This window comes from Imperialibacter roseus (assembly GCF_032999765.1).
Lineage (GTDB): Bacteria > Bacteroidota > Bacteroidia > Cytophagales > Cyclobacteriaceae > Imperialibacter > Imperialibacter roseus.
In genome coordinates this window covers 5,834,044-5,847,592 of sequence record NZ_CP136051.1, presented here as the reverse complement: position 1 = coordinate 5,847,592, position 13,549 = coordinate 5,834,044, and the positions used below count along the sequence as shown (strand labels likewise).

Sequence of the window (13,549 nt, the reverse complement as noted above, 5' to 3'; positions counted from 1 at the left end):
TTATTAGTCTCAAATTTGTATTTTCGACACGTTTTCAGCGTAATTGAGCGAATTAAAATAAACAATGGGATTCTTAGATTTTTTCTCCAGCGATATAGCCATAGACTTGGGCACGGCCAACACCCTTATTATTCATAAGGACAAAATTGTAGTTGACGAGCCCTCGATTATTGCCATTGACAAAAACACCAACAAGGTATTAGCGATAGGTCGTGAAGCCATGCAAATGCATGAAAAAACTCACGAAAACATCAAGACTATCCGTCCGCTAAAAGACGGTGTGATCGCCGACTTCCATGCTGCTGAGCACATGATCAGGGGCATGATCAAAATGATCCATCAGGGCGGCAAGTCGTTTTTCCCAAGCTCCCACAGGATGGTCATCTGTATTCCTTCGGGCATTACTGAAGTTGAAAAAAGAGCTGTGCGTGACTCCGCCGAGCACGCAGGCGCCAAAGAGGTGTACATGATCCCTGAGCCAATAGCTGCGGCCATCGGTATCGGCATTGATATTGAACGGCCTGTTGGTTCAATGATTGTTGATATCGGGGGTGGTACCACCGAGATTGCCGTTATAGCACTTTCGGGCATTGTGTGCGACCAGTCGATCCGGGTTGCCGGCGACACCTTCAACAAAGACATCCTCGACTACATGCGCCGTCAGCACAACCTGCTGATTGGTGAGCGTACGGCAGAAAGAGTAAAGATAGAAGTCGGTTCTGCATTGACAGAGCTTGACGAAGGACCGGAAGACTTTGAAATCAGAGGCCGTGACCTCATGACGGGCATTCCAAAAGTGATCAAGATCTCTTACTCTGAAATCGCTTTCGCCATCGACAAGTCCGTATCCAAAATTGAAGAAGCAGTGCTTAAAGCATTGGAGATTTCTCCGCCGGAGCTTTCTGCTGACATTTACGACAATGGTATTCACCTGACGGGTGGCGGTGCTTTGCTGAGAGGTCTCGACAAGCGCCTGGCCATGAAAACCAAACTTCCTATTCACATTGCAGATGATCCATTAAGAGCTGTTGTGAGAGGAACCGGCCTTGCCTTGAAAAATCTTAATGCATACAAAGCGGTTTTGATGACCTAACCATTGAATGTATTCATTATTCCAATTTCTCTACCGAAATAGGGCTTTTCTAACCTTTCTGTTTTTAGAGGTAATAAGTTTTTGGCTGGTCTTAAACGACAGAAGTTATCTGGGGGCGAAGTTTTTCAACTCGTCCAACCGGCTGGCTGCCAATGTGCTGAACATTTCATCCAACATATCGGATTACTTCTCTCTGGGTAAGGTAAACGCCCAACTGGCCGAGGAAAACCGTCAATTGCACGAAATCCTGCTGAATCAAACCCCTAAAGGAATAGACCCAATCAGGATTGACTCTGTGTCAATAGACTCAGTCAATCATGTGTATGAAATGATAGCGGCCAAAGTCATCAATAATTCCACCAGAAGGGTCAACAACTACCTGACCATCAACAAAGGCTCGGATGACGGAATACTACCTGGCATGGGAGTGGTAGGCCCACAGGGAATTGTAGGCAAAGTAAAATATTCTTCGAAGCATTTTTCATCAGTGATTTCGCTGTTGCATACCGAGTTTTTGATATCTACAGCTGTCAAAAGAAATCAGGTGTATGGCACTTTGCGCTGGACGTCAGGAGACGCCCTTTACGCTGATCTGCAATACGTTCCCCGACACGTAAGCCTCCAGGTGGGCGACACCATTGTTACTTCCGGGTTCAATACCATTTTCCCGGAAGGCTATCAGGCCGGCACTATCTCAGAATTTACTATTTCTGATGACGCCACTTTTTACACCGTTAAGGTGAAGCTAGCTACCGACTTTTACAGTCTCAGGTACGTGTATGTGGTGAAAAACCTGTTGGCAGAAGAAAAAGACTCACTCGAACAAGTAACTATTCCAGATTATGAATAGAAGCAATTACATAAGTCTGGCCGCTTCATTTATCTTTCTTGGATTGCTTCAGGTAACTGTACTCAAGAACCTGGTTTTGGGCAACTATTCATCTTGCTTCATCTATATCCTACCCTTACTCCTTATACCACTTGAGGTATCTGCCATCGCTTTAATGGCTACTGGTTTTCTGTACGGAATCTCAATTGACACTTTTTATGACACGCCTGGAATTCATGCGGCCAGTGCTGTGTTAATAATGTACCTTCGGCCAGGACTCATCAGAATACTGACTCCGGGCGGAGGATATGACGCCGGAACGCAGATATCGGCCGCCGAACTGGGTTGGGGATGGGTGCTATCCTACCTTATTCCCCTGATCTTTATCCATCATGTGGCGCTTTTCTTTATCGAAGCAGGAAATCTGGGAATGTTTTGGGTAACTTTAGGTAAAGCCACTATGAGTTCAATATTCACACTTGTGGTGAGCTTGATCATACTATATATAAGAATGCCTCAAAAAGGTAGTCGGCTATGAACGACAGCAGAAAACTATATATTCAAACTGGAATGGTGCTGGTGAGCGTTATACTGCTAGTCAGGCTTTTCATTATTCAAATTGTAGACACCAGCTACAAAAGCGCCGCCGATAGTAATATCATTCAGAAGGTAATTGAGTACCCCTACAGAGGTGAAGTGTATGACCGCAATGGCAAACTGCTGGTGTACAACAGCCCGGTGTACGATATTTTGGGTGTGCCCAAGGAAATCGAAAACCTGGATACCGCAAAGTTCTGCCGCCTGTTCAACATATCTAAAGCTGATTTGATAGACCGCCTTAATGCAGCGAGAAAATACAGCCCGATCAAAGCGTCAAAAATTGTGAACCTTCTGTCGCCGGAAGAATTTGCAAAAACACAGGATTACCTCATCGACTTTCCCGGATTTTACGTGTCGGCCAGAACAGTGCGGGGCTACACTACAAAAAGTGCCGCCAACGCTCTGGGTTATACTGGTGAGATAAGCAAGAGGCAACTGGACGCAGATCGCACTGGTTACTATAGCCAGGGTGACCACATCGGCATTAGTGGCCTTGAGCTATCGTATGAAAGAGAGTTACGAGGCAAAAGAGGGGTGAAATACAAACTTGTTAACGTTCGTGGGGTTGACAAGGGCAGCTTCAAGAACGGGTTGTATGACACATTAAGTATCCCCGGCGAAAACATCACAACAACGTTAGACATTGAGCTTCAGCAATATGCGGAAAAGCTTCTAGCCGGAAAAGTGGGAAGTATTGTGGCCATTGAGCCAGCGACCGGGGAAATCCTGGTTTTTGTGTCTGGTCCATCGTACGATCCGGCAGTACTAAGTGGCAGGGATTTTGGAGCTAATTTTACAAAGCTTTCCCAAGACAGCCTGGTTCCTCTTTTTAACCGGCCTCTGATGGCCATGTACCGACCTGGTTCGGTTTTTAAGATCATGCAGGCCATGATTGGCTTGCAGGAAGGAGTAATTACTCCCAATACGGTAATTGCCTGTAACCAGAGCGTGATTGGGTGCCATTATCATGGCCCATCCGAGAATTTGCTGGGCGCCATTACCATGTCCTGTAATCCTTATTTTCATCAGGTGTTGAAAAGAGTGGTGAATCAGGATGTGTCCAGGGATACTTATGAAGATACCCGAATAGGTCTTGAAAAATGGCGGGGCAGGGTAGCCAACTTTGGTTTTGGCAGCACTCTGGGAATAGATTTGCCTAATGAAAAAGGTGGCATGGTACCCAACGTGGCCTACTACGACAGGGCTTACAATAATCAACCATGGAAGTACTCTAACATTTATTCCATTGCGATAGGCGAGGGCGAGAACCTGGTCGTTCCACTGCAAATGGCAAATTTTACAGCCACTGTGGCCAATCGTGGTTACTACTACACCCCCCACCTAGTAAAAGCAATAAGCGACACAGGCAAGCCAAGGCCGGAATACGAAGTGCAGCACCACACCGGCATCAACCCGGAGTATTTTGACATTGCTGTTGAAGCCATGCACAATGTGGTAGAACATGGTACGGGCCAATACAGAGCAAAACTTGATGACATTGTAGTCTGCGGCAAAACCGGCACAGTGCAAAATGCCAATAGCCCCGATCACTCGGCCTTCATTGCTTTTGCTCCAATGGATAACCCACGAATTGCGGTATCGGTTTATGTAGAAAATGCAGGCCAGGGCGCAAGAGCGGCGGCAGCTATTTCCGGCCTTATTATCGAAAAATACCTCAAGGGAGAAAAGGCAAAATTGAGAATGGAACCCTACGTACTAAAAGGAGATTTTCTAGATGCGGACGAGAAGGCTAAGTTTAACCTCTAACCAGTTTGACTGGCTGGCGGTCTCTCTGTATTTCCTCCTTGTACTTCTGGGGTGGTTGAACATATATGCAGCCGTTTACGACGACGAACTAGGTGCTAGCATCTTTGATTTCAGCATTAACTCAGGCCGACAACTTATTTGGATCAGCACCAGCATCCTTATTATACTTGTCATTAGTATTGTTGATTTCAGGTTCTATGACTCATTCGCCTTCATAGTACTGGGCGTCATTGTGTTGATGCTTGTCAGTGTGCTTATTTTTGGATCCGAGGTAAAAGGCTCAAAATCATGGTTCGGTATCGGGAATTTTGGCATCCAGCCGTCGGAGTTTGCAAAATTTGCGACTGCGCTGGCACTGGCAAAGTTTCTCAGTCAGCCAACCATCAAGTTCGAGAAAATTAGCACGCAGCTAATGAGCCTGGGCATTATTGCTGTGCCAGCCGCTCTGATTTTGTTGCAGGGCGACACCGGAACCGCCATGGTGTTTGCCTGCTTTATCATTGTGCTTTACCGAGAAGGGTTAAGCCCTGTCTTCTTCATGATAGGCTTTGCCTTTGTGCTCCTGTTCATTCTCACACTGCTGGTGAACAAGTTGGTGCTCATCATCGGACTCCTAACACTTGGCTTGTTGGCGGCAGCACTGTCGGGTAGAAATATCAAAAAAATTGGTGTCGTCATCGTGTCGACTGTTTTCATGTTTGGCTTTGTTCAAAGTGTCGATTTTATTATGAACAAAGTGCTGAAGCCCCACCAGCAAAAGCGGGTAATGCAGCTCATCGACCCCAATGCTGATCCACTCGGCGCTGGCTGGCAGGTGACTCAGTCCAAGATCGCCATCGGCTCGGGTGGCCTGTTCGGCAAGGGCTACCTGCAAGGCACACAGACCAAGTTTGACTTTGTGCCAGATCAGAGTACGGACAACATTTTTTGCACTGTTGGGGAAGAGCACGGCTGGTTTGGTGGACTCATTCTGATCGCCGCTTTTCTAGCGCTTCTTTTGCGAATTACCCAGCTGGCCGAGCGTCAGAAATCCAAATTTGCCCGGGTATATGGTTATGGGGTAGCTTCTATTTTGTTCTTTCACTTTGCCTTTAACATTGCCATGACCATTGGCCTGTTTCCTGTGATTGGCATCCCACTGCCCTTTTTCAGCTACGGTGGCTCCTCATTGTGGGCCTTTACCATCTTGCTGTTTATCTTTTTGAAGCTGGATGCGCACCGCATGCAGATCTTCACGAGGTCCTAAAACAGACTGTTAACGAAACTTTTTGAAAACGATTTTAAGGAGCTCCTTCACCTCAGGAGCATTCATGTCCCACTCCAGCTTTTTGGAATAGGTTTGGATAAGGAGTTCAACAGCATCGTCGAAACTGTCGCAGCCCTCCACTTTCTTCATTGCAGCCAGAAAAACGTCGCTGTCGCCATCAAACAATTCGTTAACAAACATGTAGCGTTGATTAACGGTGATGCTTCCTGCAATGCTGTCAATTTTTTGGCTCTGATGCACTTCAGCCAAGGAAGGTCTCTGCTCGGCTTTTAGCTGCTCATGGAGCGGTGTTTTTTCAGACGAGAACTGTTTATTTAACGGCGCAGCATCCGGCTCGGCGTCATCGTCACTTTCTTCATCTCCCAAAAACTCGAAAGATCCCTTATTCGTGACCTCCTCGGGCTGACTTTCCTGCACCTCTTCCAGAGCATCGTAAGCGGGTTTCTCCTCTTCCTCGTCATCATCAACAAACCGTATCAGCTCATCGTCCCCGTCAGCAGCCTCTGCCAAACTCCTGTCTTCAACAATTGTAGAGCTGTCATCCTCCTCGTCTTCTGAGCCTTCTCCCTCGTCCTCATCGTCTTCAATGTTTTCATCAAAATCATCGTCGGTATCATCATCCTCATCTTGCTCTGGAAAGTCCTCCTCCTCCACAAGCGTTGAGAAATCAACCTGCGCTACTTCGCTAAACCTCTCCTCGTATTCCTGGGGGTTTTCTATGGAGAGGTTTCCGGCAGCAAAAAGCTCATCTAGCAAAGCGACGGCGGCGTCATGCGACAGCTCACCCTCCGCTTTTTCCTCAAAAAGTGTTACATAGCTTTCGAAAATTTCCTGATTGACCTTGATGTATTTTGAACTGTTTTTCAGGTACTTGTCATTGAGCTTGCCGCTTTCGTGCCCGGTCAGCTCCTCTCTGAAGAAATCGTAGGGAGAAACTATCAGTAAAATTGCTTCTCTGGTAGCTTGCTGTAGCAACGGCTCAAAGTTCACCCTATTAACTTTTATCTGCTGGGAAAGCGCATTCATAAAAGATAGAAGGGCCTTTCGAACATCCTCATTTTTGTAATTGAAATAGGGGCTCTGCAGGCGCAGCGTCTCTTTTTGCCACTTGCGAAAAAGAATTTTCAGCACAAAGTAATTCACCTGCTTTACAGGAGTTAAATCCACTATTTCCTTTCCCGAAATAGTGTCGGTGCCTTCAAAGAAAGAATCACAAGCTCTCTTTGTAAACAATTCAGCAAACACTTCTATAGCCTCATGATTCAGTTTGCTCTCCCGCATATATTTTGTTTCTTTTGCAAAGCTAGTTTTATGCCCAAGATCGTTATACAAAACCTGAATAACAAACGCCTATTCAGCGAAAATAGTGGCCGAACCCTCCTTTCTATTTTACAGGAAAACTACATTGACTGGATGCACGCCTGCGGCGGCAAAGGCCGATGCACAACCTGTAAGGCCATCGTCCATGAAGGACTGGCCCAGCTTGGCGGGTTGACCGAAGCGGAAAAGAGGTATGTGGAAATGGGCAGGCTCGAAAGCAATGAGCGCCTGGCCTGCCAGTGCCTGGTGTCGAACGATATTGAAATAAGTGTGGCGGATGAAAATAAATTCCCGCATATTGACTACTCAGGATAACAAAAAATGCTAATAGAGCCACATTTGGAAGGGTCTGGAAGGGAAAGCCGCAGGTCGGGCTGGATTGAAGTAATCTGCGGTTCCATGTTTTCGGGCAAAACAGAAGAGCTTATCCGGCGGCTGAACCGAGCCGTAATTGCAGGGCAAAAAGTCGAAATATTTAAGCCAGCTATCGAAAAAAGATACCATGATAAAAATGTGGTATCGCACAACGACCGAAGCATCCGATCAACCCCTGTTCAGTTTGCTGACGATGTGGTTCTGCTGGCCGGTGAGAGCCAGGTGGTAGGCATCGACGAAGCTCAATTTTTTGACAGCGAAATCGTTAATGTGAGTATAGCGCTGGCAAATAAGGGTAAGCGGGTGATACTGGCAGGACTGGACATGGATTTTATGGGCAAGCCATTTGGCTCCATGCCGCAACTAATGGCTGTTGCTGAATTTGTGACAAAAATCCATGCAATATGCATGAACTGTGGCGACGTTGCTTCTTATTCTTATCGTACTTCGCTCGGAAAAGAAAAAATAATGCTCGGTGAAAAAGAAGCCTATGAAGCCAGGTGCCGCAAATGCTTTTGGGAGGCCATGGGTAATGATAAAAAATAGAAAAAGTCCGCTCATCTCGTTTGTACTTCTCCTGCTGGCTATCGTCGTTCAAGCGCAAAACGACATCCCGGTAGGGCAGTGGCGAACCCACTTTAATTATAACCAGGGATATGGAGTAGTCAAGTTAAAGGAACAAATCTACTGCAACGCTTTTCACAGTTTGATAGAAGTCGACCCTGGAAGTACGGCCATTAGAAAAATCACCAAAGCCAATGGTTTAAGTGATGTGGGTATCACAGCGCTGGCGGCTCATGAGTCAAGCGCCTCTCTTCTCATTGGCTATTCCAACGGCAATATCGATATCCTCAGAGGGTCTGAGACGATCAATGTCAACGACCTGCTGCGTGCCAACGTTACTTCCAGTAAAGTCATTAACAGTATCTTCGCCGGAGAAAGCACCTTTTTCGCCACTACCAGCTTTGGCATGCTGGAAATTGACTTGCACTCATTTCAAGTTGTGAATGACTATCGGGAGCTGGGAAGAAACGGAACAACCGTAGGCATTCTGGACGGAGGCATTAAAGGAGACAGCATTGTGCTTGCCACCACAGCCGGCATTATTTCAGGCCACCGAACCAATGCTAACCTGCTTGACTTCCGCAATTGGAAGCGATCGCTTGAGGGGGTGGGCCAAATCGATTTCATTGAAGTTTCCGAGGAAATTTCCTACGCAGCAAGCAAGCAAGGGCGGCTTTGGGTGAATGAAGGAAATGGCTGGGAGGAAATCACGTTTACTACTAAACCCGAGTTTCTCACGCTGCAAAATGGAGAGTTGCTGTACGGGAAAGGAAATCAATTATCCAAACGATCTGTAAACGGACAAACCTCTACCTTTACCCTTGGAAACAGCTCAGTGGTGGCAGACGCCTTTGTCGACGGCGAAACCATCTGGTTTGCAGATGAAAAAAATGGTTTGGGCCAGTCTACGGCAGAGGGAATCGCCTACTATTTGTTGAATGGCCCGTTCGAAAGTACCATTGCCGATGTTTCGGCGATCGGCAATACAGTTTTTAGTCTGGGCGGCGGCTTCGAGTACAATGGGCTCATTCCTTTTAACCGAAACGCTTCTGTGTCGGCTTTCACAAAGCAGGGCTGGGAGCCCATTCAGCCGGGTAGCCTTTCTCTTTTTAAGGATGCTTCTTCAGTTGCTTCGGCAGGGGGCTCCGTCGATTTTTATGTCCTGGCCTACGGAAAAGGAATTATTCAAAACAGCTCTGGCAAGCTCATCAACCACCAAACACCAGGAAGCCTCATTCAGACGAACAACGGCTTTGTGCCAGTTACAGCCATGGCCGTAGATCAAAATAACAACCTGATTATCTGCTCCAATCAGGCCAGCAACAAGTACATGATGATGCTTGCCGACGGAAGCTGGGAGCCTCTTAGTTTTATCCCGAATACAGCACCGCCAGCCGTTTCTCTTCAGCAAAACAGCTACGGCGATTTCTGGGGCATTTTGCCACATTCCTCAAATAGCGGTGTAATAGTTTTCAACACCGACTCGAAAGAATACCGAATCATCAACACGGGATCAGGCCTCCCCTCCTCGACAGTGTCCGACCTCGCCTTTGACAGAGACGACTATACCTGGCTGGCAACGGCTAGGGGGTTAACCATCGTGGCCAACACCTACGAGGTGTTCGACGCAGTCGACCTTTTGATCTCCTACCCGGTGGCGGAGAATGCCTTTGTGTTGAACGAAGAACCCATTCAGGCGATAGAAGTAGATGGAGCGAACAGAAAATGGATTGGAACGGACAAAGGCTTGTTCCTTCTCGACGAGTATGGCGCAGGAACGCTGACCTCTTTTACGAGAGAAAGCAGCCCATTGGCCAGCAACAATGTGCAGCGCCTGGCAATCAACAGCAGCTCTGGTGAACTATTCGTGCTTACTTCTGGCGGCCTGGTGTCGTACAGAACAACGGCGACAGCTCCAAGCAGGGTCATGCAAAAGGCAAAAATCTTCCCAAACCCTGTGAGGCCTGGCTTCAATGGCGTGGTGGCTATCGAGGGTCTTACTTACGATACTGTAGTGAAAATCACCAACCAAGCAGGTCGCCTGGTCAGAGAAATGGTCAGCACAGGCGGAACAGCAACCTGGAACCTGGCCGACTACAACGGAGCCAGGGTTGCTTCGGGCATTTACATTGTGTTTGCTGCCACCAGAGATGGCAGTCAGTCGGTAGTTGGCAAAATTGCTGTAATCAACTAGAGCCATGCTACAGAAAACCCGGGGCATCGCTATCAACTACATCAAATACCGGGACACATCCATTATCTCCCGCATTTACACTGAGGATTTTGGTTTGCAGTCCTACATCGTCAATGGTGTAAGGTCGGCCAAATCAAAAGGAAAGATGGCGCTATACCAGCCACTCACGTTATTGGATTTGGTCATCTATCATAAAGACGGAGCGCAACTCAATCGTATTTCAGAAATAAAGTGTTTTTATCCGTATCAACATATTCCCTTTGAAATACGAAAAACAACTATCGGTATCTTTTTAGGTGAGGTCCTGAGCAAGATCGTGAGAGAAAATGAGCATGACCATGCCGGTCAGTTTGATTTCGTAGCAAAATCCCTCCAAGCGTTCGATACGCTGACTGCCAATTTTGAAAGCTTTCATTTACAGTTTCTTGTCAAGTTTACGCAATACCTGGGCTTCGACCTGGTCAACTCCGAAGACCTGTACCAGCAGGTGTATCACCTGACGAAAAGTGATCTGCTCTCGAAAGAGGTGTTGGAGTTTATTGAGTTTTTGTACAACGCTCCCTACGCTCACGAAATGAAAACCACCCTGGAGGTTAAAAGAGAGGCTCTGAAAAATGTCATCAGCTTCTACGATCACCACCTTGGTACCCTGGGCTCACTCAAGTCGGTGGAGGTCCTACGACAAATTCTTCATTAAGCGTCTCCTCACGAATCTATTTGCTGCTATGATGGTTATTTCGTAGTAAGAGTTATAATTTTACACGAATCAACAAAAATTGTCAATTATGAGAAAAATTCTTTTAGGAGCTATGGTAGCATTTGGTGTATATGCATGCTCTAGTCCAAAAACGGAAAACACAGAAGAAACAGCCAGCACTCCGGAAGCAACAGAAACTGTTGCCAAAGCAGTTAAGCCCCGGGTGTTTTTCAAATCTCCTGCCGACGGAGCTACGGTAAGCAACCCAGTATTTGTGGAAATGGGTGTGGAAGGCATGCAGATTGAACCGGCAGGACAGGTTAAAGAAGGTTTTGGCCATCATCATATACTTATCAATCAGGAGTTTTGGCCAAAAGGCGAGGTAATTCCTGCCAGTGATTCAACCATTCACTTTGGCAAAGGCCAGACTGACACGCAGCTTGAACTTGCTCCGGGCGACTACACTATATCGCTACAATTCGCTGACGGTGTTCACACATCGTATGGCCCTGAAATGGCCACCAGCATTAAGATTACCGTGAAGTAATTTCAAAAAAATAGCTAAAAAGCCACCATACTTAGTCTACGTGACTTGGAAGTTAGTATGGTGGCTTTTTTTTTCGTTTTTCACTATCATTATACAAAATACAAGCAACTATGGCCCAGGTTCTATTTGATGCAGTTCCCTCTCTCGATTTGGCTGATTTCACTTCCGGAGACGCTGAAAAAAAGAAAAAATTTGTTGAGAAACTCGGGGAAGCATACAACAACATAGGCTTTGTTTCTATCAAAAATCACGGCTTGACAGATGAATTACAGCAAAAGCTCTACAGCATCATTAAGAAGTTTTTTGACGAACCTGACACAGTAAAACAAAAATATGAAAAGCCGGAGCTGGCCGGTCAAAGGGGGTATATTTCCAAGGGAAAAGAGCATGCGAAAGGACGGTCGACCGGTGATTTAAAAGAATTTTATCATATCGGCCAGGAAGTAACCGACAACGACCCTATTAAAGAAGAGTATCCAGATAATATTTGGCCTGAAGAAATTCCTGAATTCGAAGGAATCGCCTTGACGGCTTACAGAACTATTGAGAACGCAGGAAGGGCGATGCTCAGGGCCATTGCACTGTATCTTGAGCTCGATGAAGACTATTTTGAATCAAAGGTGAAAAATGGGAACAGTATTCTAAGGCCCATCCATTATTTTCCTATTGAGAATCCGGATGCCATTCCCGCCGATGCAGTAAGGGCCGCCGAACATGGCGACATCAACCTTATCACGTTGCTGATGGGAGCCAGCGCCGATGGCCTCCAGGTGTTAAGGCGTGACGGAAAGTGGATCCCAATTACGGCACTACCTGAGCAGTTGGTAGTAAACGTAGGTGACATGCTTGCCCGGTTGACCAACGACAAGCTCAAAAGCACTATCCACAGGGTAGTAAACCCTCCCAGAGAGCTCATGCATACCTCAAGGTATTCGATTCCGTTTTTTATGCATCCCCGGTCCGACATGGATCTCACCTGCCTGGAAAGCTGTGTTGACAGCGAACATCCTAAAAAATACGATGACATGACAGCCGGAGCATTCCTCCACCAGAGGCTGGCTGAAATAGGCCTCAAGAAATAGTATTGCCATGCGCAATATTCGCAATTTCATCTTTCTCAAAGACGTTTTCATTCTCGCCATAACCTCGTTTGGTGGAGCACAAGCACACTTTGCCATTATTCTCGACAGGATGGTGAAGCTCAGGGCATATCTAACAGAAGAGGAGTTGATTGAGCTGCATGCGCTGTGCAACCTGCTACCGGGCCCCACCTCCACCCAAACAATCACCGCCATAGGCTTCAAAAGAGGAGGGCCGCCTTTGGCCTATCTGACGTTGCTGGTTTGGATTTTGCCGGCCGTGACTGTTATGACAGCGGCCGCCATCCTGATCAACAGCCTGCAGGTGAAAGAGCTCAGCCTCCATTTTACCCGATTCATCCAGCCCATGGCGATTGCCTTCGTTGCTTATTCTGCTGTGCTTATCTGGGGCAAGGTGGTAAAAAGCCGGACGAGCATCTTTTTAGCGATTGGGTCGGCGGTAATCTCCTATTTTATCAGCTCCCCCTATTTGTTCCCTGTACTTCTGCTTGCAGGTGGGGTGATTTCCTCCACCAAATACAAAAGGCACGAAAAAGAAGAGCGTCAAAAGATAAACATCGTATGGGCCAACTTTTTCCTTTGGGGAGGGGTGCTGATATTTGCAGCCCTACTTGGCGCAGCCACAAAATACCAGGCCATTACGCTGCCTATAAGGCTATTTGAGAACTTTTACCGGAACGGAAGCCTCATCTTTGGCGGCGGTCAGGTGCTTGTCCCTTTTCTTTACACAGAATTTGTTGAGTTTAAGAGATACCTAAGTTCCGAGGAGTTTCTTTCCGGCTACGCCCTGGTGCAAGCCATTCCCGGCCCTACCTTTTCCTTCAGTGCCTTTATTGGTGCGCTGACGTTGCGGGAATGGGGGACAAGCGGTGAAATAATGGGTGCGGTTATTGCCTCCATTGGTGTGTTTCTCCCAGGCACGTTCCTGATCTTCTTCGTATCCAGGTTTTGGGACCAGCTTAAAAAGTACCGGCCTGTGAAAGCTTCGCTAGAGGGGATCAACGCCGCCAGTGCGGGCATGGTAGTGGCGGCAGCTTTTTTGCTCTACCAGCCTCTTGAGCAAAACCTCCTCAACATTCTGGTGATCATCATTACTTTTCTGGTACTTCAGTTCAGCAAAATGCCCCGCCCCATTATAATTCTTATTGGCTTTGCGCTGGGTTTTGTATTTAAAGGCCAATAAAAAACCCTGAGTG

Annotated in this window: 13 protein-coding genes; 12 read left to right on the top strand and 1 reads right to left on the bottom strand. The window is 47.0% G+C overall.

Going from position 1 to position 13,549, the window contains the following annotated elements:
- Positions 1 to 64 precede the first annotated feature (64 nt).
- The 5 genes from RT717_RS24555 to rodA are packed head-to-tail and all read left to right on the top strand — an operon-like array spanning position 65 to position 5,535.
- Positions 65 to 1,093, top strand: coding sequence for a rod shape-determining protein (locus RT717_RS24555; RefSeq protein WP_152001377.1), 1,029 nt, complete (start codon positions 65 to 67; stop codon positions 1,091 to 1,093).
- 7 nt (positions 1,094 to 1,100) lie between these two features.
- Positions 1,101 to 1,943 carry a rod shape-determining protein MreC gene (gene mreC, locus RT717_RS24550; RefSeq protein WP_317488977.1) on the top strand — a complete coding sequence of 281 codons (843 nt, stop codon included), beginning with the start codon at positions 1,101 to 1,103 and terminating at the stop codon, positions 1,941 to 1,943.
- On the top strand, positions 1,936 to 2,460 hold the full coding sequence (locus RT717_RS24545; RefSeq protein WP_317488976.1) for a rod shape-determining protein MreD: 525 nt from the start codon (positions 1,936 to 1,938) through the stop codon (positions 2,458 to 2,460). Before mreC ends, RT717_RS24545 begins: the two co-directional genes overlap by 8 nt.
- Positions 2,457 to 4,289 carry a penicillin-binding transpeptidase domain-containing protein gene (locus RT717_RS24540; RefSeq protein ID WP_317488975.1) on the top strand — a complete coding sequence of 611 codons (1,833 nt, stop codon included), beginning with the start codon at positions 2,457 to 2,459 and terminating at the stop codon, positions 4,287 to 4,289. Before RT717_RS24545 ends, RT717_RS24540 begins: the two co-directional genes overlap by 4 nt.
- Positions 4,258 to 5,535: a rod shape-determining protein RodA gene (gene rodA / locus RT717_RS24535; RefSeq protein WP_317488974.1), complete on the top strand. Its 1,278-nt coding sequence runs from the start codon at positions 4,258 to 4,260 to the stop codon at positions 5,533 to 5,535. The genes RT717_RS24540 and rodA overlap by 32 nt, the downstream gene beginning before the upstream one ends.
- Before the next feature lie 9 nt (positions 5,536 to 5,544).
- On the opposite strand, the gene RT717_RS24530 is transcribed toward rodA, so the two are convergent.
- Positions 5,545 to 6,837 (bottom strand): hypothetical protein, encoded by a 1,293-nt coding sequence (locus tag RT717_RS24530; RefSeq protein ID WP_317488973.1) that lies wholly within the window; start codon positions 6,835 to 6,837, stop codon positions 5,545 to 5,547.
- Positions 6,838 to 6,867: 30 nt separating this feature from the next.
- Between RT717_RS24530 and RT717_RS24525 the strand changes: the two genes are divergently transcribed.
- From RT717_RS24525 to chrA, 7 genes are all read left to right on the top strand, one after another.
- Complete coding sequence (locus RT717_RS24525; RefSeq protein ID WP_317488972.1) at positions 6,868 to 7,191, top strand: 2Fe-2S iron-sulfur cluster-binding protein; 324 nt, start codon at positions 6,868 to 6,870, stop codon at positions 7,189 to 7,191.
- 6 nt (positions 7,192 to 7,197) lie between these two features.
- Positions 7,198 to 7,797, top strand: a complete 600-nt coding sequence (locus RT717_RS24520) for a thymidine kinase (RefSeq protein WP_317488971.1) — start codon at positions 7,198 to 7,200, stop codon at positions 7,795 to 7,797.
- Complete coding sequence (porZ, locus tag RT717_RS24515) at positions 7,727 to 10,009, top strand: type IX secretion system anionic LPS delivery protein PorZ (RefSeq protein WP_317488970.1); 2,283 nt, start codon at positions 7,727 to 7,729, stop codon at positions 10,007 to 10,009. The genes RT717_RS24520 and porZ overlap by 71 nt, the downstream gene beginning before the upstream one ends.
- A 4-nt stretch (positions 10,010 to 10,013) precedes the next feature.
- Positions 10,014 to 10,706 carry a DNA repair protein RecO gene (gene recO / locus RT717_RS24510; RefSeq protein ID WP_317488969.1) on the top strand — a complete coding sequence of 231 codons (693 nt, stop codon included), beginning with the start codon at positions 10,014 to 10,016 and terminating at the stop codon, positions 10,704 to 10,706.
- An 88-nt stretch (positions 10,707 to 10,794) separates the two neighbouring features.
- Complete coding sequence (locus RT717_RS24505; protein WP_317488968.1) at positions 10,795 to 11,253, top strand: DUF4399 domain-containing protein; 459 nt, start codon at positions 10,795 to 10,797, stop codon at positions 11,251 to 11,253.
- 110 nt (positions 11,254 to 11,363) lie between these two features.
- Complete coding sequence (locus RT717_RS24500; protein ID WP_317488967.1) at positions 11,364 to 12,335, top strand: isopenicillin N synthase family dioxygenase; 972 nt, start codon at positions 11,364 to 11,366, stop codon at positions 12,333 to 12,335.
- 7 nt (positions 12,336 to 12,342) lie between these two features.
- A complete protein-coding gene (gene chrA / locus RT717_RS24495) occupies positions 12,343 to 13,536 on the top strand; it encodes a chromate efflux transporter (RefSeq protein WP_317488966.1) in 1,194 nt (397 codons plus the stop codon).
- Positions 13,537 to 13,549: the final 13 nt, after the last annotated feature.